This window comes from Alteriqipengyuania lutimaris (assembly GCF_003363135.1).
In the GTDB taxonomy this organism is placed as follows: Bacteria; Pseudomonadota; Alphaproteobacteria; order Sphingomonadales; family Sphingomonadaceae; genus Alteriqipengyuania; species Alteriqipengyuania lutimaris.
Genome location: NZ_QRBB01000001.1, coordinates 2,343,361 through 2,364,086 on the forward strand (window position 1 = coordinate 2,343,361; position 20,726 = coordinate 2,364,086).

General features: G+C 65.4%; 16 protein-coding genes and 1 pseudogene. 7 read left to right on the forward strand and 10 right to left on the reverse strand.

Translation table 11 applies throughout. From position 1 onward, the window contains the following. Nucleotides 1–23: 23 nt before the first annotated feature. Together ndhC and DL238_RS11250 are read right to left on the reverse strand one after the other, a co-directional pair. Entirely contained in the window at nucleotides 24–398 is a 375-nt protein-coding gene (gene ndhC / locus DL238_RS11245) for an NADH-quinone oxidoreductase subunit A (protein WP_115492342.1), read from the reverse strand. 155 nt (nucleotides 399–553) lie between these two features. After that, nucleotides 554–1,990, reverse strand: a pseudogene (locus DL238_RS11250) (coniferyl aldehyde dehydrogenase); the annotation flags it as partial. A gap of 89 nt (nucleotides 1,991–2,079) precedes the next feature. On the opposite strand from DL238_RS11250, the gene DL238_RS11255 reads away from it, so the two are divergent. Then, entirely contained in the window at nucleotides 2,080–3,276 is a 1,197-nt protein-coding gene (locus DL238_RS11255; protein WP_115492344.1) for a thiolase family protein, read from the forward strand. A gap of 38 nt (nucleotides 3,277–3,314) precedes the next feature. Here DL238_RS11255 and DL238_RS11260 read toward each other — a convergent pair whose 3' ends face one another. Further along, entirely contained in the window at nucleotides 3,315–3,785 is a 471-nt protein-coding gene (locus tag DL238_RS11260; RefSeq protein WP_115492345.1) for an SH3 domain-containing protein, read from the reverse strand. 95 nt (nucleotides 3,786–3,880) lie between these two features. On the opposite strand from DL238_RS11260, the gene DL238_RS11265 reads away from it, so the two are divergent. Together DL238_RS11265 and DL238_RS11270 are read left to right on the forward strand one after the other, a co-directional pair. Continuing rightward, complete coding sequence (locus DL238_RS11265; RefSeq protein WP_115492346.1) at nucleotides 3,881–4,897, forward strand: 2-hydroxyacid dehydrogenase; 1,017 nt, start codon at nucleotides 3,881–3,883, stop codon at nucleotides 4,895–4,897. Between the two features lie 112 nt (nucleotides 4,898–5,009). Further along, complete coding sequence (locus DL238_RS11270; protein ID WP_115492347.1) at nucleotides 5,010–6,311, forward strand: ammonium transporter; 1,302 nt, start codon at nucleotides 5,010–5,012, stop codon at nucleotides 6,309–6,311. On the opposite strand, the gene DL238_RS11275 is transcribed toward DL238_RS11270, so the two are convergent. From DL238_RS11275 to DL238_RS11300, 6 genes are all read right to left on the reverse strand, one after another. Beyond that, on the reverse strand, nucleotides 6,308–7,042 hold the full coding sequence (locus DL238_RS11275) for a lipase family alpha/beta hydrolase (RefSeq protein WP_115492348.1): 735 nt from the start codon (nucleotides 7,040–7,042) through the stop codon (nucleotides 6,308–6,310). The two genes, DL238_RS11270 and DL238_RS11275, sit on opposite strands and share 4 nt — an antisense overlap. Before the next feature lie 4 nt (nucleotides 7,043–7,046). After that, complete coding sequence (locus DL238_RS11280) at nucleotides 7,047–8,453, reverse strand: NAD(P)H-dependent flavin oxidoreductase (protein ID WP_115492349.1); 1,407 nt, start codon at nucleotides 8,451–8,453, stop codon at nucleotides 7,047–7,049. A 30-nt stretch (nucleotides 8,454–8,483) separates the two neighbouring features. Continuing rightward, nucleotides 8,484–9,242 carry a class I SAM-dependent methyltransferase gene (locus DL238_RS11285; protein WP_115492893.1) on the reverse strand — a complete coding sequence of 253 codons (759 nt, stop codon included), beginning with the start codon at nucleotides 9,240–9,242 and terminating at the stop codon, nucleotides 8,484–8,486. A gap of 52 nt (nucleotides 9,243–9,294) precedes the next feature. Further along, on the reverse strand, nucleotides 9,295–10,422 hold the full coding sequence (gene prfB / locus DL238_RS11290; RefSeq protein ID WP_115492350.1) for a peptide chain release factor 2: 1,128 nt from the start codon (nucleotides 10,420–10,422) through the stop codon (nucleotides 9,295–9,297). Nucleotides 10,423–10,523: 101 nt separating this feature from the next. After that, the gene (locus DL238_RS11295) at nucleotides 10,524–13,016 is read right to left on the reverse strand and encodes a penicillin-binding protein 1A (RefSeq protein WP_115492351.1); all 2,493 of its coding nucleotides are present in this window, start codon (nucleotides 13,014–13,016) and stop codon (nucleotides 10,524–10,526) included. Between the two features lie 65 nt (nucleotides 13,017–13,081). Further along, nucleotides 13,082–13,957 (reverse strand): N-acetylmuramoyl-L-alanine amidase family protein, encoded by an 876-nt coding sequence (locus DL238_RS11300; protein ID WP_115492352.1) that lies wholly within the window; start codon nucleotides 13,955–13,957, stop codon nucleotides 13,082–13,084. Between the two features lie 472 nt (nucleotides 13,958–14,429). On the opposite strand from DL238_RS11300, the gene DL238_RS11305 reads away from it, so the two are divergent. Then, nucleotides 14,430–17,417 (forward strand): Rne/Rng family ribonuclease, encoded by a 2,988-nt coding sequence (locus DL238_RS11305; RefSeq protein WP_115492353.1) that lies wholly within the window; start codon nucleotides 14,430–14,432, stop codon nucleotides 17,415–17,417. Between the two features lie 95 nt (nucleotides 17,418–17,512). Continuing rightward, on the forward strand, nucleotides 17,513–18,409 hold the full coding sequence (locus tag DL238_RS11310; RefSeq protein WP_115492354.1) for a haloalkane dehalogenase: 897 nt from the start codon (nucleotides 17,513–17,515) through the stop codon (nucleotides 18,407–18,409). 106 nt (nucleotides 18,410–18,515) lie between these two features. On the opposite strand, the gene DL238_RS11315 is transcribed toward DL238_RS11310, so the two are convergent. After that, nucleotides 18,516–19,250, reverse strand: coding sequence for an SDR family NAD(P)-dependent oxidoreductase (locus DL238_RS11315; protein ID WP_181883894.1), 735 nt, complete (start codon nucleotides 19,248–19,250; stop codon nucleotides 18,516–18,518). Between the two features lie 220 nt (nucleotides 19,251–19,470). Between DL238_RS11315 and DL238_RS11320 the strand changes: the two genes are divergently transcribed. Continuing rightward, a complete protein-coding gene (locus tag DL238_RS11320) occupies nucleotides 19,471–20,256 on the forward strand; it encodes a succinate dehydrogenase iron-sulfur subunit (RefSeq protein WP_115492355.1) in 786 nt (261 codons plus the stop codon). Then, nucleotides 20,257–20,724: a PaaI family thioesterase gene (locus DL238_RS11325; RefSeq protein WP_115492356.1), complete on the forward strand. Its 468-nt coding sequence runs from the start codon at nucleotides 20,257–20,259 to the stop codon at nucleotides 20,722–20,724. It begins immediately after the preceding gene. Nucleotides 20,725–20,726 lie beyond the last annotated feature (2 nt).

Sequence of the window (20,726 nt, forward strand, 5' to 3'; positions counted from 1 at the left end):
CCACAACGCGCAAGCCGGCAGGACTACTCCCACTCCAACGCGCCCTTTTTCCACTCGTAAGTCAGCCCGATCGCCAAAATCCCGAGAAAGCTCATCATAGCAAGCCAGCCCGTCCAGCCGGTCTCGTCCAGGCTTACCGCCCATGGGAAGAGGAAGGATGCCTCGAGATCGAAAATGATGAAGCTGATCGCAACGAGGTAGAAGCGCACGTCGAACTGGCTGCGCGGCTCTTCGAAGGCGGGAAAGCCGCATTCATACTCGCTCAGCTTCTCTGCCGTGGGGTTATGCGTGCCGGTCAGACGGCTGACACCCATCGGCAGGAACACGAAGACGCACGAGATCGCCAGCGCCACGCCGAGGAACAGGAGGATGGGCAGATATTGTTCGAGATCGATCACGTTTGATTCCAGAGAGCTGGCGATTCCGAAAGCAGGTCTTTCGGGGCACGCCTCTAGGCCTCAGGCCGCGAACGCGCAAGGGAGCCTGCGACGCAACTCCCCCCGCAATTCATGCAACATCCACGCCCGCGAAGCCGAAGGCGCACGCGATGCTTCTATTTCAACTCGCGCTCGATCGCCTTCCTTGCCGTCTCGCCATAGGGCGGCTTGAGCCCGGCGAGCTTGGCGATGTCGATCTTGGGCTGTTGATAGGTGCTGCGTGCATGGCTGAATTCGCGGAACCCCTCCGGCCCGTGGTAGCAGCCGATGCCTGACGGGCCGACCCCGCCGAAGGGCATGTCGTCGACCGAAATGTGGAAGATGACGTCGTTGACGGTCACCCCGCCCGAGATCGTGCGATCGAGCACCCGCTCGCGCTCCTTGCTGTCGCCCCCGAAATAATAGAGCCCCAGCGGACGGTCGTGATCGTTGATGTAGTCGATCGCCTCGTCCACCGCCTTGTAGGTCTTCACCGGCAGGACCGGCCCGAAGATCTCCTCCTGCATCGCCTTCATGTCGTCGGTGACGTTCCGCAGAATGGTGAGCGGCATCTTGCGTGTGTTCGCGCTGGCGAAGCTCTCGTTCGCGGGATTGACCACGATCGCCTCGGCTCCCTTCGACGTCGCATCGTCAACGAGGCCGCGCAGCCGGTCGAAATGCTTGTCGGAGATGATGGCGGTGTAATCTTCGTTGTCGAGCAGCGTCGGGTACATCTCGTGCACTCCCAGCTGGACGGCGGCGATCACGCCCTCTTCCTGATCTTCGGGCACCAGCAGATAGTCGGGCGCGAGGCATATCTGGCCGGCGTTGAGCATCTTGCCGAGCGCGATCCGCTCGCCGGCGCGGGTGAGGTCTGCGCCCTTGCCGATGATCGTCGGACTCTTCCCGCCCAGTTCAAGAGTCACGGGCGTCAGGTTCTTCGCCGCCGCCTCCATCACCTTGCGCCCCGTTTCGGTCGAACCGGTGAAGACGAGGTGATCGAAGGGGAGCGAGGAGAACGCCTGCGCGACCTCGGGCCCGCCGGTGATGACGGTGACCTCGTCTTCGGCAAAGGCGTCCGCGATCAGTTCGCGCATCCGGTCGCTGGTTGCAGGTGTGAATTCGGACGGCTTGATCATCGCGCGATTGCCCGCCGCCAGCACCTGCATCAGCGGGCCAAAGGAGAGGTTTACGGGGAAATTCCACGGGCTCATGATGCCCACGACGCCCTTGGGTTCGTAGCGCACTTCGGCCCTGGCCCCCATCAGGCCGAGCGGAAAGCGGACCGACCGCTTGTCCGGCGCGGCCCAGTGATCGAGGTTCTTGAGGCAGTATTTGCCGAAGCCGATGGTGCTGACGATATCCGTCATCATCGATCCTTCGTAGCTGCGGCTGCCGAAATCGGAGTTCATCGCCGCGGCAAGCGACTCGCCGTGCTCGGAAAGGATCGACATCGCCCGCTTGATCCGGTCGCGCCGGACCGAGAGCGCTTCGGGCCGCGCCGCCGCGAAGGCCCTGCGCTGCGCCTGCAGAATAGGCTCGAGGCTCTTTGGCGGGGTGTCGGGCATGTCTCGGCTCTCCGATTGTGTTTCTGTCTCACTCTACTACATCGAACGCGACATCAGCCAAACCGTTGCGACAGCAGAAAGGCACGCGAACCCTCATGGCCCAGTTTTCCAAGGCAGACCCGATCGTCATCCTCTCCTACGCACGCACGCCCATGGGCGGCATGCAGGGCGCGCTGGCCGACGCCTCGGCGACCGATCTCGGCGCGACGGCGGTAAAGGCGGCGGTGGACCGCTCGGGCGTGCCGGTGGACAGCTTCGACCGCACTTATATGGGCTGCGTCCTGCCCGCCGGCCTCGGCCAGGCGCCCGCGCGCCAGGCATCGATCAAGGCGGGCCTGCCCAAGTCGGTCCAGGCGACCACGGTCAACAAGGTCTGCGGCAGCGGCATGCAGACCGTCATCATGGGCTCCGAAGCGCTCGCGAGCGGTAGCGTCAACTATGTGGTCGCCGGCGGCATGGAGAGCATGACCAATGCGCCGTACCTGCTGAAAAAGCACCGTTCGGGTGCGCGACTGGGCCACGACACCGCCTACGACCACATGTTCCTCGACGGGCTGGAAGATGCCTACGAGGAAGGCCGCGCGATGGGCACTTTCGCGCAGGAAACCGCCGACGAATACCAGCTGACGCGCGAGCAGATGGACGAGTATTCCATCGAATCGCTTCGCCGCGCCAATGCCGCGATCGAGAGCGGTGCCTTTGCTGACGAGGTCGTTCCGATCACCATCGTGACCCGCAAGGGCGAGACCGTGGTCGAGCACGACGAGCAGCCCGGCAAGGGCAAGCCCGACAATATCCCGAGCCTGCGCCCCGCTTTTGCCAAGGACGGCACGATTACCGCCGCGACCTCGTCGAGCATTTCGGACGGTGCCGCTGCCGTGGTCCTCACACGCGAAAGCGTGGCCAAGGAAAACGGCCAGACGCCCGTCGCGAAGATCGTCGCCCTTGCGGCGCATGCACAGGAGCCTGCGAAGTTCACCGTGGCACCCATCGGTGCGATCGAGAAAGTGCTCGAACAGGCTGGCTGGTCGGCCGACGAAGTCGACCTGTGGGAAGTGAACGAAGCCTTCGCCTGCGTCGCCATGTTCGCGATGCGCGACATCGGCATACCGCACGAGAAGATCAACGTGAACGGCGGCGGCACCGCGCTGGGTCACCCCATCGGCGCCAGCGGCACGCGGATCATCGTCACCCTGCTCAACGCGCTCAAGCAGCAGGGCAAGAAGAAGGGCATCGCGAGCCTGTGCATCGGCGGCGGCGAAGCCACGGCCGTTGCGGTGGAGATGATGTGACGACCGGCCGGAGCGGATGAAAGGCTGCAGGCGGGCCCCTATGGCTCGCCTGCGCCCCACAGGCGGTCCGCCTCGACGAAGCCCGAGCGCTTTTCCACCGCGAATTCGCACCAGTTGTCGGCGCAGTCGCCAAGCTTGCCGACCACGCCCGGCTCGAGCCGCCACTTGATCGCGGAGTCTATCGTTCCCGCGTCGCGCATCTCGGCAAGACCCTCGCCCGTCACGATCGCGCCGCGCGTGCGGCTCAGCAGGCGGGCGGCGATCCAGCCGCGCTCGCCGCTGGGGTCCTCGACCAGCCGCCACCCTTCGCGAAGGCGCACCACTTTTACCGGCAACCCCTTGCGCTTGTAGATCCACGCGATCCGGTATTCCGCGCTCGGTCCCACGCGCATGTTCGCTTCGGTGACGTCTATCGTCGCCCAATATGGCGTCTCGACATTCTGCCCCCCGGCGGGGCTGGCGATCAGCAAGGCAAGGCCTGCGGCAAGCATGGTTGCGCGTTTCAGCATGGCCGAATGAAGTACCGCAGAGGCCGCCGATCTGGCAAGCCGGGACAAGCCGTCGCTTGACCAGTTTTGCCCCACGCGCCAAGCACGCAAACTCTATGGCCAGCGCATCTCAATCTCCCGCCCGCCGCATCGAAGGCACACCCCGCGTCATCGTTACTCGCGCGCTCTCCCCCGACATCGAGGCGCGCATGGCGGAGCTGTTCGACTGCCGCTTCAACCCCAGCGACACGCCGCTTTCGCGCGAGCAGCTGCTGGCCGCGATGCGGGAGACCGACGTGCTGGTGCCCACCGTGACCGACCGGATCGATGCGGAGATGATCGCGAATGCGGGCGATCGTCTGCGCCTCATCGCCAGTTTCGGCGCGGGCACGGATCATCTCGATCTGGCCGCAGCGGCGAAGCGGCGCATCACCGTGACCAACACGCCCAGCGTATTCACCGAAGACACCGCCGACTTGGCTTTGGCGCTGATCATCGGCGTGCCCCGGCGCATGCGCGAAGGCGTGGCGCTGGTCCGCAGCGGCGAGTGGACCGGCTGGGCGCCCACCGCGCTGCTCGGCCGCAAGCTGGCCGGCAAGACGCTGGGCATCGTCGGCATGGGCCGCATCGGCCAGGCCGTGGCGCATCGCGCCAAGGCCTTCGGGCTCGACATCGCCTACCACAACCGCAAGCGGCTGCCCGAAGCGGTCGAACGGATGTTTGGGGCCACCTATGTCGAAACCCTGGACGAGATGCTGGCGCAGGCCGACATCCTCACCCTGCACTGCCCCGCCAACCCGGAAAGCCGCGGTATGCTGGACGCTGATGCGATCCGGCGCATGAAGCCGGGCGCGTTCCTCATCAACACCGCGCGCGGCGACCTGGTCGATCAGGAAGCGCTGATCGCGGCGCTCGAAAGCGGCCGTCTCGCGGGCGCGGGGCTGGACGTCTATCCGGACGAGCCGGACGTCGATCCGCGCCTGCTCGCCCACCCCAACGTGATGACCCTGCCCCATATCGGCAGCGCCACCGCCGAAGGCCGCGTCGCGTCGGGCGAGAAGGTGATCGCCAATATCCGCTTCTGGGCCGACGGCCACCGCCCGCCCGATCAGGTGCTCGACGCGCTCTTCTGAGCCGATATCGCTGGGCACACCCGTCGCATCTCGCCGCACGCCTGACCCGATAAACCAATAATCCACCAAATATCGGGCATAGCGTGCGCAATCGGTGGATGGGACGGGGTACATGATGCGATCGGCACTGGCTTTGCTGACGGTGGTTTTTCTTGCGAGCGGGGCAAATGCGCAGGAGGTCGGCGCGCTCGTCACCAATAATACCGGCGACACCGCGTGGGTCCTCGCTGCATCGGCGCTGGTGCTGATGATGACGCTGCCGGGTCTCGTGCTGCTTTACGGCGGGCTCGTGCGGTCTAAGAACGTGCTCTCGGTCGCGCTGCAGACCGGCGCGGTCGCCAGTATCGTATCGGTTCTGTGGATCGTTGTGGGCTACACGCTCGCTTTCGGCGACGTCGGCAATGGCTGGTTCGGCAACGGGCGCGCCTGGATGCTGATCGAACTGACCAACTTGCGCGGCGGAACCACCGTGCCCGAAAGCACCTTCGTGCTGTTCCAGATGACCTTTGCCATGATTGCGCCCGCGCTGATGATCGGCGCATGGGTCGACCGCGCCCGGTTCAGCTGGGTCGTGATCTTTTGCGCCCTGTGGAGCGTCGCAGTCTACGCACCGGTCGCGCACTGGATCTGGGGCGGCGGCTGGCTAGCGAGCAGCTTCGGCACGGCGGACTTCGCAGGCGGCCTCGTGGTTCACACCACTGCGGGCGTTTCCGCACTCGTCGTTGCGGTCATGATGGGCCGGCGCCGGGGCTTTCCCGACAAGCCGCTGATCCCGCACGCTCCGGCCCTGACGATGGTCGGTGCGGCGCTGCTGTGGGTCGGATGGTTCGGCTTGACCGGCGGATCGGCGATGGCGGCGACCGACGATGCGTCGAGCGCGATCATCAACACGCATGTCGCGGCCAGCGTCGCGGCGCTCGTCTGGCTGCTGATCGAGCGGATCAATTTCGGTAAGCCGACCGCGATCGGCTGGGCCACCGGCGCTGTCGCGGGGCTGGCGACGATCACGCCCGCAGCAGGCTACATCTCGCCCGGAGCCGCGATCCTGTTCGGTGCGCTGGCGGCAGTGGTCTGTCACTTCGCGGTCCTTCAGGTGCGCAGGTGGGGCATCGACGATTCGCTCGACGTCTTCGCGGTGCACGGCGTCGGCGGCATCCTGGGCTCCCTCCTGCTGGGCCTGTTCATGTCGTCAGCGCTTGGCGGCACGGGTTATCCGGAAGGGGTGACGCCTGCCGGGCAGCTGGGTGCGCAGGCGCTGGGCGTAGCTGCAGTCGCGCTCTGGAGCGCAGTACTGACCGGGATCCTCGCGCTGGCGATCAACATCTTCTCCCCCATGCGGGTGAAAAAGAAGCACGAGATGGAAGGCCTCGACATCTCCAGCCACGGCGAGCGCGGCTGGCATTTCACCGACTAGCTGCCGCCGCGAGGGGAATTCTCGCCGGTTTCCTCGTCGAGAATCGCGATCACCCGGCCGATCGAGGCGCGGCTGGCGGAAAATTCGAAATGCCGTTCGGGCACTTCGATCGCACGGTCGCACTCGCCCTCCTCCCCGCGCGAGCAGGCAGGTGCCACGACGCCATCCGCAGGCGACCAGATCGCGATGGTGCGCACCGGCGGCTTCTGGCGCGGATCGTCCGGCAGGGGCGGATCGTCGACCGTATGATCGTTGATCGCTTCATAGACGCGCCAGGCATTGTTCGCACGCCGGTCGCCCGAAAAGGGCGTGCCCAGCGTCATCACAAGCGCGACCTGTTCGGGATGGCGCTGCGCCAGAACGCGGGCGTAGAGGCCGCCGAGGCTGATCCCGACCAGCGCCACCTTCCGGCCCGTCTCGCGATAAATCTCGTCGAGCCGCGCCTCGGCGCGCGCGAAGATCTCCGGCGTCACTCCCGTGACAACACCCAACTGTGCGGGAAAGGCATCATAGCCCGAGGCGATCAGCGTGCGCCGCATCAGCGAGGTCGCCGGATCGCTCGAGAGGATACCCGGCAGCACGAGGACGGGCGGCCGTTCTTGATCGGATTTGGGCTGCCCATCGATCCGCACCCGCCGGATCGGGCTCGACCAGATCTTCGGCAGATTCGGCAATTCGCGCAGCCACGAGCCGAAGGACGGAGCCTGATGGTCGTCCTTTGGCTGGGGCATGCGATCAGTCTCCGGTCAGAATCCTATCGACCAACTGCTTCACCGACGGGGTGAAGTTGTTCGAATAGAACGGGTCGGACTTGAACCTATACGCAGCATGGCCTGCGAACATCAGGTTTTCGTCGACCGGCCCACCATGGGCGATATCCTGCAAAGTCTTCTGGATGCAGAAGCTGCGCGGATCGGCAAGGCGACCGGTCGTGTAATCGTCGTGGTCCTTCCAGCTCGAAAACTGGCAGTGGCTGAGGCAGCCCATGCAATCCTGCTGGTCCTTGCGGATGGTGTCGCGGCTGTCGGGCGTCACGAAAACCGCCGTGCCGTCTGGCGTCTTGAGCGCTTCGGTAAAGCCTTGCGCCATCCATTCGCGCGCCTTGGGCTTGTCCTCGGGCTTGACCCAGAAATTGCGCGCCTTGCCTTCGTCCGCCAGAGGCTCGGTGCCGTCTTCCTCGCCCTTCTTGAAGATCGGGATCTGCCGTTCGGAGCGGTGCATCAGGTCGTACAGGAAGTCGTTCTTCACCGCGCTGGAATAGAAGCCCGTGGGGGAGAACTTGTGCAGCAACACGTCGCCTTCCTCGATCTCGCGCAGCGCGTCCTTCCACTCCTGCGGGATCGGGCTTTCCTCGGTCAGGAGGGGCCGCGTGCCGAACTGGAAGGCGATCTGGCCGAGCTCTTCGTTGTCGATCCAGTTTTCCCATTCGCGCAGGTACCACACGCCGCCCGCCATCACGATCGGCACGCTTTCGGAAACGCCTTCCTTGCGCATGGTGGCGCGCAGGTCCTTGACGCGCGGATAGGGATCCTGCGGCTCGCGCGGATTCTCGGCATTGGACAGGCCATTGTGGCCGCCAGCCAGCCACGGGTCTTCGTAGACCACCGCCGCCATCAGTTCGGGCACCTTGGAATAGCTGCGCTTCCACAGCGCGCGAAATGCGCGGGCGGAGCTGATGATCGGCAGGTAGCTGACGTTGTAGTGCTCCGCGATCTCGGCCAGCTTGTAAGGCATCCCTGCGCCGCAGGTGACGCCGGTCACCAGGCCGCGCGTCTTTTCGAGCACGCCTTCGAGCACGGCCTGCGCCCCGCCCATTTCCCACAGCACGTTGATGTTGATCGCGCCGTTTCCGCCCGCGATCTCGTGCGCCCGCTGAACCTGCGCCACCGCGCCATCGATGGCGTATCCGATCAGCTGCTCGTGCCGTTCCTTGCGGGTCAGCGCGTCGTAGACCTGGGGGACGATCTTGCCGTCGGCGTCGTAGCTGTCGGCATTGACCGCCGATACCGTGCCGATGCCGCCCGCCGCCGCCCATGCGCCCGAGCTCGCATGATTGGTCGCCGAAACGCCCTTTCCGCCTTCGATCAGGGGCCACACTTCGCGACCGCCATATTCGATCGGCCGCAGTCCTTTGAATGCCATGAAACTTCCAGTTTGCTGAGGTACGAGCGCCTAGCCGGTCGCGATATTGCCTTCGGCGTTCGCGGCGCTCTCTTGCCCTGTACAGGGTGCGATTTCGTCAGGTTTCGGCCTTGTAGCGCCGCGACTGAATTGTGCAAAGTATCCCGACAGCTCGGGCGCCTGCTCGATCCGGTCGAGCCGGTAGCCGACCCGCTCGAACTCGCAGGCAAGCAGCGCGGGCGCGATTCCGTGCCGGTCGGTCGGGCGGTCAATATCGACGACGATCACCTTGCCGTCTTCCTTCAGCGCCGGCCACAGGCGCCACAGGAAGGCATAGGGCTCCGCAACTTCGTGGTACATGTGCACCATGAAGACGCGGTCGAAACTTTCCAACGGCAGGTGCGGGTCATCTCCGGCGCCGAGCGCAATCGAGACATTGTCGAGCCGCTCGCGCTCGACCCTGCGGCCAAGGCGTTCGAGGACCGAGCGATCGATGTCCTGTGCAAGGACCCGCCCGCTCTCGCCCACCCGCTCCGCGAGGCGCACCGTGTAGTAACCCTCGCCAGCGCCGATATCGGCCACGGTCATGCCCGCGTCGATCGCCGCCATGTCCATCACCAAGCGCGCCTCGCCCTGGCTGTCGCGCTTGGTTTCGGTGGAGAACTGGTTCGCGCCGAGTTCGGACACCGGGCGATCGGGTTCGGGGAAATCGCGCGCGGTTTCGGGCCGGTCGCTCTCGTCCGCTGGCGGACTGCACGCGGCGAGGACCAGTGTCACACCCAGTAAGAGAGAGGATCCCGCCCGTTTCATGCTGGCCGCCACTTAGCCGCGCAACCTGCAATTGGCAAAGCGGCTTTTCCGTCTATTCGACGTCTTCGACCTGGACCGCTTCGCCCGTTACCCGCTGCGCAAGCGCGGCGGAGATGAAGGGATCGATCGCGCCGTCGAGCACGTCGCCCGGGGCGGTCGAGGTTTCGCCCGTGCGCAGGTCCTTCACCATCTGGTAGGGCTGGAGGACATAGCTGCGAATCTGGTGGCCCCAGCCGATCTCGGTCTTCTCGGCATATTCGCCCGATGCCGCGGCCTCGCGCTCCGCCATCTCGCGTTCGAACAGGCGCGCTTTCAGCATGTTCATCGCGGTCGCGCGGTTCTTGTGCTGGCTGCGGTCGTTCTGGCTGGCGACGACGATCCCGGTCGGCTGGTGGGTGATGCGGACCGCGGAATCGGTCGTGTTGACGTGCTGCCCGCCCGCGCCCGAGGCGCGGTAGGTATCGATCTTCAAATCGCTTTCGACGATCTCGATCTCGATATCGTCGTCGATCACCGGATAGACCCAGACCGAGCTGAACGAAGTGTGCCGCCGTGCCGAGCTGTCGTAGGGGCTGATCCGCACCAGGCGGTGCACGCCGCTCTCGGTCTTGGCGTAACCATAGGCGTTCTCGCCCTTGATCAGCAGCGTCGCCGACTTGATCCCTGCGGCCTCGCCCGCCTGGTATTCGACCGTCTCGACCTTGAACCCGCGCTTTTCCGCCCAGCGGGCGTACATCCGCATGAGCATTTCGGCCCAGTCCTGGCTCTCGGTGCCGCCGGCGCCCGCGTGGACTTCGAGATAGGCATCGTTGGCATCCGCCTCGCCCGAAAGGAGCGCCTGAACCTTGTCCGCATCGGCTCGGGCCGCCAGCTTTTCGAGACTGGCGAGTCCTTCGTTGATCGTATCGTCGTCGCCCTCGGCCTCGCCCAGTTCGATGAATTCGATTGCATCGGCCATCTCGGCCGAGATCGTGTTGACCGTGCCGATCGCGCTTTCGAGCCGCTTCTGTTCGCGCATGATCGCCTGCGCCTGCTTGGGATCGTCCCACAGGGTCGGGTCCTCGACCCGGGCGTTCAGCTCGTCGAGCTCGCGCAGCGCGCGCTCCCAGTCGAGCGACTGGCGCACCAGCGCCAGCGCAGCTTCGATCCGGTCGATATGGGCCTGCCCTTCGGCACGCATAGGCTGATCTCTTTCACAAATTCGGCAAGAAACAGGGCCGGAAGCGCTAGGCGCGCAGGCGCGGCAAAGCAAGCCGGGCGACTGCGCCCGGCACGCAGCGCCTAGTAGATACCGCCCTGTTCCTCGACGAAGTTTTCCGGCGGCTCCTCGCGTTCGACGACCTGGTTCGCGGCGTTCTGCGCCCGCCGCGCCCGGCGTACGAGGTCGAGCAGTTCCTGCCGCTGCGCCGCTATCTCCGACGCGCGGGTGGAGCGCGGCGGCTCGGTGTCGGGCTTGAACGCCTCCCAGATGATCGCCGCATTCTCGTCCGTCGTGGGCCATGCGTCGTAGACGCGTCCGCCCGTGCGGCGATCGATCCGGACCATGCGCACGCCCGCAGGCGCAACCGGCGGGCTCGAACGCCAGCGATCGCGCGTGTCATCGATGAAGCTCTTCACGATCGGCGCGGCGATCGTGCCCCCTTGCGCATATCCGCCCATGTTGCGCGGCTGGTCGAAGCCCAGATAGGTGCCGACCACCAGTTGCTGCGTACCGCCCACGAACCACACGTCCTTGGGGCCGGTGGTGGTGCCGGTCTTGCCGAACAGCGGCAGGCCCGTGCCGCGCAGCACCTTCGCGGTGCCCCGGGTGATCACGCCTTCCATGATATGCGTGATCTGGAAGGCGGTACGCGCGTCCATCGCCTGCCGCCCCATCGGGCCGAGGCGCGGCATGGCCGACCCGTCGTATTCGGCCATGTTGCAACCTTCGCATGCGCGCTGGTCGGCGCGCCAGATCACCTTGCCGCGCCGGTCCTGAACATAATCGATCACGGTCGGATCGTTGTAGCGGCCATGGTTGGCGAGCGTCGCGAAGGCATTGGTCATCTTCTCGACCGTGGTCTCGCCCGCGCCGAGCGCGAAGGCGATGTAGGGTTCGTAGGACCCGATCCCGACGCGTTCGTAGGTCTTGATGACGTTGGGCATGCCCGCATCGTTCGCGATGTTGGCGGTCATCACGTTCTGCGAATTCTCGAGCCCGTAGCGCAGCGTATAGGTGCCGGCACGCCCGCCGCGAACGCATTTCTGGCCAAGTTGGCGGCCCTGATAGGCACAGAAGCTGCTGTTATCGACCTGCGTGGCCGGGGTCATGCCCTGGTCCAGCCCGGTCGCATAGACGAAGGCCTTGACCGTGGAGCCCGGCTGACGATTGGCCTGCGTCGCGCGGTTGAAGCTTTCGAGGCGGCTGTCCCAGCCCCCCTGCATCGCCATGATGCGCCCCGTCTGCGGGTCTTCCACCACGATCCCGCCCGACGCCTCGGGGATGACCGCGAGCCGCCAGCTATTGCCCGAAGGACGCACCGCGACCACGTCGCCCGGCTGCAGCGAACCCGGCGCCCCAGTGAGCGTGGCGGTCTCGCCGTCGGAAAAGCCGATCGCACCCGAGCCGGTGAAGACGGCCACGCGCCAGTCTTCGTAATTGATGCCGATATTGGCGCTCGCAAGCTGGCTGGTCAGATCGCCCTTGTCGGGATTGAGGGTCGCGACCGGGCCGCTCCACCCTCGTCCGCCGTGATAGCGCAGCATGCCCTCGCGCAGCGCATCGCGCGCGGCATCCTGGTATTCGAGGTCGAGCGAGGTGCGCACCCACAGGCCGCCGGCATAGACGCTGTTGGGCCCGTCGTCCGATGTTTCACCGAACCGGTCGAGCAACTGGCGGCGCACTTCCTCGATGAAATAGCCCGCGTCGGCATTGCGGATGTTCGACGCACCGGAGGTCAGGCCCAGGGGCTCGTTCTGTGCGGCACGAACAGCCTCGGGGGTCGCCCAGCCATTATCCTCCATCTGGCCGAGCACCCAGTTGCGGCGCGATATCGCCAGCTCCTCGTAACGCTCGCGGCCATAGCGTTCGGGCGCTTTGGGGAGGATCGCAAGGAACGCCATTTCGTGCAGGTCGAGGTCGCCGACATCCTTGTCGAAATAGGCACGCGCCGCCGCCTGCACGCCGAAGCTGCGCCGGCCGAGCGGAATTTCGTTGAGATAGAGCGTCAGGATTTCCTGCTTGCTCAAAGTCTGTTCGATCCGCCGCGCGACGAGCATCTCGCGCAGCTTGCGCGTCACCGAATATTCGTCGCTCAGAAGCACGTTCTTGGCGACCTGCTGGGTGATCGTCGAGCCGCCCACCGCGCGTTCGTCGGTCCCTGCCTTGCGCGCATAGTCGAGCACCGCATTCGCGGTCCCGGTGATGTCGACGCCATTATGGCTCCAGAAGGTTTCATCTTCGGCGGAAAGGAAGGCGTTGATCAGCGGGGTCGGGAAATCGACGAAGTTGAGCTGCACGCGGCGATCGCGCGCGTAGCTGCCCACGATTTCGCCATCCGCGCCGCGAACCACCGTGGGCAGCGGCGTCTCGTAATCCTGCAGTGCGGCCGCATCGGGCAAGTCGCGTCCGATCAGGAACCATGCGATCGCGATGAGCAGCAGGAAAGCGGCCGTGCCATAGACGATCCAGCGCACGGCCCAGTTGTCGCGCCAGGTCTTCCTGAACTGGGCGAAGGCGTCGGATCCATCGCGCTGGATCCGGTAGCGAATATGTTCGACGGAGATTTCGGTCATGATGCGAGCGTGCCCTTAGCATGGCCTTTGCGCGGACTGCCATAACCAATGGTGAACATGACCGGTTAGGGGCGATCGCTGGACTGGCGGGCGAAGAACACGCGGATCGACTGTGCCACGAAAGCGGCAATCTCCTGGCGTCCCTCGGGCGAGGCGAGCTTTCCCGCATCCTCTTCATTGGTGAGGAAACCGACTTCGAAAAGGACCGCAGGCACATCGGGCGCGCGCAGCACCGCGAGCGCTGCGGAACGCTGCGCCTGCGAATGAAAGCGGTGCTCGCCCTGCCCTTCCCGCTCGATCAGCTGGCCGAACTCGCGGCTCGTTTCCTGCACGCGGCGCTGCGAAAGCTCCACCAAGATGTCGTTCACCGGATCGCTCTGGTTGCGCACGACCACTCCGTTGAGCAGGTCCGCGTTGTTTTCGCGGTTGGCGAAGCGTGCCGCCGCCTCGCTCGAGGCTTCGGTCGACAAGGTGTAGACGCTGGCGCCCGAAGCCGTGTCGATATCGCCCGCACTGTCGGCATGGATCGAGATGAACAGGTCGGCATTCATCCGGCGGGCGATCTCGGGCCGCTCCTGAAGCACGAGGAAGGTGTCGTCCTCGCGCGTCAGCGCTACGCGAATGCCGCCTTCCTCCAGCAGCCGGTCCTTCACCGCCAGCGCAAGGTCGAGCACCAGGTCCTTCTCCCGCCGACCGCCGGATACCGCGCCCGGGTCCTTCCCGCCATGGCCCGGATCGATCAGGACCAAAGGACGCGAATTGTCCGGCGGGCCGTAGATCGTGGGCAGGTCGATCGGCTGGCCGGCTTCGGGAAGGACCAGGCTGATGACATAGTCGCGGCCCAGGTGCGGCACGGGGATCGTCAGGCCGAAAGCGTATAATCCGCCCACCACAGCAACGGGCAGCAGGAAGATCGCCAGGATTTGAAAGAAGCGCGCCATCGCGCGGCGGCTTCTAAATTGCCGCGCGCCCCCAGCGCAATAGAGTTGCCGCGCCTTGCGCACGATGCTAGCCATAACGGGTCACGAGGCGCGAGCCCCTTTACAAGGGTCGGATTTATCCCACCCGCTGGGCTGAAGCGATCGCGACGAACACACAGCCACTCGGGCCGAATGCCCGTGCGGTGTCCGAACATGATAACAGGTTGATGCGACCAATGCGCACTCCACGCCAACTCGAAACCGACGGGCCCTCCGGCCTGACGGGCGAGCGTTGGGCGAGGGCCAGAGAATTGGCAGACGCGCGCATGGTGGCAGACACATTCGCTTCCCGCAGGCCCCGCAAGCGGCCGGCGACGGATTTCCCATCCCGCTCAGGCCGCAGCGCCGGGCGACTTTTCATCACAGATAACGCGTTTCGCCGCGACCGGCCCCCAAGGCAGCTACGGTGCGCGAGGCGCGTGGAGACTTATACATGGCACAGCGCATGCTCATCGATGCGCGCCACACGGAAGAAACCCGTGTGGCCGTTCTCAAAGGCAACCGGATAGAAGAATTCGACTTCGAGTCGGCCGAACACAAGCAGATCAAGGGCAATATCTACCTGGCGAAAGTGACGCGGGTCGAACCTTCGCTTCAGGCGGCCTTCGTCGATTTCGGTGGCAACCGCCACGGCTTCCTCGCCTTCAGCGAGATCCATCCGGATTATTACCAGATCCCGAAGGAAGACCGCGACGCACTGCTCGCCGAAGAGGCGGAAGCCGCCGAAGAGGAAGAGCGGCTTCGTGACGAGGAAGAAGATGCCGGGCACATGCCGGGCGAAGAATACGACGCGGAAGACGACGAAAGTTCCGAAGCGCTGGCCGAAGACCTCGCCGAAGACGGGCTCGAGGAAATCGACACGTCGGACAAGGACAAGGTCTCCACGATCGAGGAAGGCCAGCTTTCCTCGGACGACGACGACGATTCCGACGACGATGATTCCGATGAAGAATCCTCGGGCAACAACGGCAACCGCCGCGGTCGCGGGGGCCGTCGCGGTCGCGGTGGCCCGCGCCGCCAGGGTTCGGGCAAGGGTGGCAATTCGAGCCGCGCCAAGCAGGTCGACGAGGCACGCGCCCGTCGCCAGGCACTGCGTCGCCGGTACAAGATCCAGGACGTCATCCAGCGCCGCCAGGTGCTGCTGGTGCAGGTCGTCAAGGAAGAGCGCGGCAACAAGGGCGCGGCGCTGACCACCTATCTCAGCCTCGCCGGGCGCTACACGGTGCTAATGCCCAACAGCAGCCACGGCGGCGGCATTTCGCGCAAGATTTCCAGCGCGAGCGACCGCAAGCGGCTCAAGCAGATCGTCGGCGACCTCAACCTGCCCCGCACCATGGGCCTCATCGTGCGTACCGCGGGCCTCAGCCGCACCAAGACCGAGATCAAGCGCGACTTCGATTACCTCGCGCGACTGTGGGACGAGATCCGCGAGCGCACGCTCGGCTCCAGCGCGCCATCTTTGATCCACTCGGACAGCGACCTGATCAAGCGCGCGATCCGCGACATCTATAATCGCGAGATCGAGGAGGTCGTGGTCGAAGGCGAAGCGGGCTACAAATCCGCCAAGTCCTTCATGAAACTGCTGATGCCCAGCCACGCGCGGCGGGTGAAACCCTATTCCGATCCGGTGCCGCTGTTCCAGCGCTACGGCGCCGAAGACCAGCTGCGCGCGATGTACGAGCCGGTCGTCCAGCTCAAATCGGGCGGCTACCTTGTGATCAACCCGACCGAGGCGCTGGTGTCGATCGACATCAACTCAGGGAGGTCGACGAAGGAGCACGGGATCGAGCAGACGGCGGTCGCCACGAACCTCGAAGCGGCGAAGGAAATCGCCCGCCAGCTGCGGCTGCGCGACATGGCGGGCCTCGTCGTGATCGACTTCATCGACATGGAGTACAACAACAACGTCCGGAAGGTGGAGCGTGCGATGAAGGACGCGCTCAAGAACGACCGGGCTCGCATCCAGGTCGGCCGCATTTCCGGCTTCGGCCTGATGGAAATGAGCCGCCAGCGCCTCCGCACCGGCGTGCTCGAAGCCACGACCCGCGAGTGCCCGCATTGCGACGGCACCGGCCTCGTGCGCACCGCGTCGAGCGCGGGGCTTTCCGCGCTGCGCCTGATCGAGGACGAGGCAGCCAAGGGCAAGGGCACGATCATCACCCTGTCGGCCAGCACCGAAGCGGCGGTTTACCTGCTGAATTCCAAGCGCGCCGACCTGGTCGAGATCGAAGAACGCTACGGCGTCAAGGTCGAGATAGTGCCTGAGGGCGAGGACGAAGGCGCGAAGATGAGCGTCTCCAGCTCCGGCCCGAAACCCGCCGAAGCGCCCAAGTTCGAACCGATCGTGATCGAGGACGACGCCGAAATCGATAGCGACGACAGCGACGACGAGGATGACGACGGCGACGAGCGCGAGGAACGCGGCAACCGTGGTCGCGGCGGCAACTCGGGCGACGACAATGACGATGACGGCCGCCCGAAGAAGAAGCGCAGGCGCCGGCGTGGCGGTCGCGGTCGCAACAAGAACCGCGACAATGCGGGCGATGACGACAACAACGACCACAGCGACGACCAGAACGATGGCGACGCATCGAACAACCAGGATCGCTCGGACGAGAAATCGGGCGACGACGGCGACGATGAAAAGCCGCGCAAGCGCCGCAGCCGCGGGGGTCGCGGTCGTCGCAAGAAGCAGGACGACAACACTGCGAACGAAGGCCAGGAAGGCGTGTCCGAGCATGTCGTAGACGACATGGCCGTGGTCGCCGGGCCCGACGATGCACCCGCGACAGCGGATGCCGCCACGGCCGAGGACGAAGCGCCCAAGGACAAGCCGAAGCGCCGTTCGCGTGCGAAGAAGGCCGATGCTCCGGCCGATCAGACTGGCAGCGATCAGACTGGGAGCGATCAGGCCGACAACGCCGGAGGCGAGGAGAAGCCCGCGCCCAAGAAGCGTCGCAGCCGCGCCAAGAAGGCGGATGATGCCGGTGGCGAAGCGACGGCCGAGCAGACGAGCGACGACCCGGCCGGCGACAAGCCCAAGCCGCGCCGGCGCACGACCAAGAAGGCCGAGGATGCCGAGGCTGCGGGGGGTGAGGACGCAGCGCCTGCCAAGCCGCGCGCACCGCGCAAGTCCACGGCAAAAGCGACCGCCAAGTCGTCGAGCAAGCCTGCTGCCAAGGCCGAAACGAAAGAGCAGCTGACCGACGACATCGCCGTTGTTGCAGGCCCCGAAAGCACCCCTGCCGATCCGCAGGAAGCCTCGGACAAGCAGGCCTCGGCGCAGAAAAGTGCGGACACGAGCGAGGCACCGTCCCCCGCCAATGATGCCCCCCCTGCGGATACGTCCACGGATGGCGGCGAGGATCGCGACAGCGACGGCAAGCCGCGCCGTGGCTGGTGGCAGCGTACGTTCGGATAACGAACCGCGCGTGACCCGAGAGAAACTGCGGGGTGGCACCAGGGTGCCGCCCCGCACCACTCCGGACGACAGGCACGAGTAAGGAAGCGCACGCCATGGCCCTGGTCCACCGCACACCCGACCATCGCTTCTCGAACCTGCCAGACTACCCCTTCAGGCCGCACTACTACACGACGCGCGAGGGCCTGCGGATCCACTACGTCGACGAAGGCCCGATCGACGCGACGCCGGTGCTGATGATGCATGGCGAGCCGAGCTGGAGCTATCTCTATCGGCACATGATCGGGCCCGTCGTGGAGGCTGGCTACCGCGTGCTCGCGCCCGACCTCGTCGGCTTCGGCAAGTCCGACAAGCTCACCAAAAAAAGCGAATATTCCTACGCCCTCCACGTCGCATGGATGCGCGACTGGCTCACCGCGCAGCGGCTCGAAAACATCGTGCTCGTCTGCCAGGACTGGGGGTCGCTGGTCGGTCTTCGGCTGGTGGCTGACCTGCCTGAAAAATTCGCCGCCGTGGTCCTTTCGAACGGGGGTCTGCCGGCGGGCGAAACGCCTCCCCCTGCCTTCGACAAGTGGCGCAGGTTCTCGCGCTACAGCCCGGTCTTTCCCATAGGCAGGATCGTCCAGCGGGCCACCATGCGCGAGCTGAGCAAGGCAGAGGTCGCGGCCTACGACGCACCCTTCCCCACCCGCGCGAGCAAGGCGGGCGCGCGCATCTTTCCGTCGCTCGTGCCGCTGGGCGACAATGAGGCGGTGCCCGATCAGGAGCGGGCGTGGAAGAAGCTGGCGACCTTCGACAAGCCCTTCACCTGCGCCTTTTCGGACAAGGACCCGATCACGCGTGGCGGCGATGCGAAGTTCAGGCAAGAGGTTCCGGGGGCGAGGGACAACCCGCTGCACCGCACGCTGACGGGCCACCACTTCATCCAGGAAGACGACTCGGAAGAATTCGTGGCGGCGATCCTCGATACGGCCAGGCGCGCAGGGGTTTAGGACGGGGCAACACCTGAAGAACCGATCGCCGTGAGCTTGTCGAGGCCCACTAGCGCATTGGCTTGACGAAAAGCCCGCTCATCCTGCGGCTTTCGTGCACCCGTCTCTAGAAGCGCACCCGCTTGCCCGCCCAGTCGAACATGTATCCGCTATCGTCCGGCGTCAACCCGTCGAGCACGTCCAGCAGGTTGCTCGCCGCCTCGGCGGGCGCCGTCAGCTGCCCCTCGGGCAAATTGGCCTGAAACGGCTCGGACAGCGGCGTATTGACCGTACCCGGATGCAACGCGACGCACACCGCCTCCTGATGCGTGCGGCCAAGCTCGATCGCGAAATTGCGCACCAGCATGTTGAGCGCGGCCTTGCTCGCCCGGTAGGAATGCCATCCGCCGATCCCGTTGTCGCCGATCGACCCGACCCGCGCGGAAAGCGCGGCGAACACGGCGCGCCGGTCGCGCGGAAGGAGGGGCAGGAAATGCTTGGCTACCAGCGCGGGGCCGATGGTGTTGAGGTGGAAGACGCGCGCCATCGCTTCGGCGTCGATCTGCCTGTAGCTGCGCTCCGGCCCGTTACCGTCCGGCAGGGTGAGGACCCCGCTCGCGACAATCACGCAGTCCAGCGGTTGTGCGCCCGCCGCCTGCGCGGCCGCCGCGATACTGCCTTCCTTGTCGAGATCGAAACGCACCCATTGCGCCCCTGTCGGCAGCCGTTCGGGCCGCGTGCGCGATGCCGCGAACACGGTCTTCGCACCGCGTTCCATCAGCCCTTCGACCAGTGCCGATCCGATGCCGCCGCTCGCGCCGACGATCATTGCTCGATCGATTGCCTGTCCTACCACCGCCATATGGTCTAAACTCGCATTTTGATGTCTTTGCCTGTCGACCCAGCATCCCGTTGCGTTGCGCCTTCCAACCCGATCAGGGCCCCGGTTCTTTTCTTCCCCTGGACACTGTGTCAGGTGTGTCACGCCAGATCGCACCGCCGGGCCCAAGACAGCCTTTAGTGCCCTTGCACCTTGCGCCGCAGACGCTAGGTGGAACCCAAGCAGAATTCAGGACTGAACCATGGCCACTTTCACGCTCCCCAAGAACTCCAAGATCCGCGCGAAAGGCGAGACGCATACTGCCGCCGAAGGCGCAGTCCGGGTCAAGAAGTTCAAGATCTACCGCTACAACCCCGACAGCGGCGAGAACCCGCGCTACGATCGGTTCGAGGTGGATCTGGATGCGTGCGGGCCAATGGTCCTCGATGCCCTGTTCAAGATCAAGAACGAGATCGACCCGACGCTGACCTTCCGCCGTTCATGCCGCGAAGGCATCTGCGGGTCCTGCGCGATGAACATCAACGGGTCCAACGCGCTCGCCTGCACCACCGCGATCGACGATCTGGGCGGCGAAATCCGCATCACCCCGCTTCCGCACATGGAGGTGGTGAAGGACCTCGTCCCCGATTTCACGCATTTCTACGCGCAATACGCATCGATCCGCCCTTGGCTGCAGACCGTCACCCCGACGCCGAGCGGCAAGGAACGCCTGCAGAGCCCGGAAGAGCGCGAGAACCTCGACGGCCTGTATGAGTGCATCCTGTGCGCCTGCTGCTCGACCGCGTGCCCGAGCTACTGGTGGAATTCCGACAAATTCCTCGGCCCGGCGATCCTGCTGCAGGCCTATCGCTGGCTGGCGGACAGTCGCGACGAGATGACCGGTGAACGGCTCGACCAGCTGGAAGACCCGTACCGCCTCTATCGCTGCCACACGATCATGAACTGCGCGAACGTGTGCCCCAAGGGCCTCAGCCCGGCGAAGGCGATCGCCGAAACCAAGAAGATGATGGCCGAACGCGCAATCTGAATGAAAACGATTTTTGCGCCGGTCGACTACCGCCCGATCCCGGGCGAGGACGGCTGGTTCACCTGGAACCTCAAGGACGAGACGCGCTATAACGGCGCGGTGCTCGGCCCGCTCAAGGTCCGCCACGAGGCCGACGGGGACCGCCCGCGCACCCGGCTGCGGATGATCCCGCAGCATATGCACACCAACATCCAGGACATCGTCCATGGCGCGGTGACGCTTGGCCTGATCGACATCGCGCTGTTCGCAGGCGCCCAGACGCTGGGCAAGGGGCACGACGGCCCGATGGTGACGGTCGAGCTCTCCACGCAATTCGTGGGGGCCGGCGATCCGACCCGGCCGCTCGACGCGGTGAGCGAGCTGGTGCGCGAGACCGGCAAGCTCGCCTTCGTGCGCGGCGAGGTGGTGCAGGACGACGATATCGTCGCCGCCTATTCGGGCATCCTGCGCAAACTTTCCCGCCGATAAAC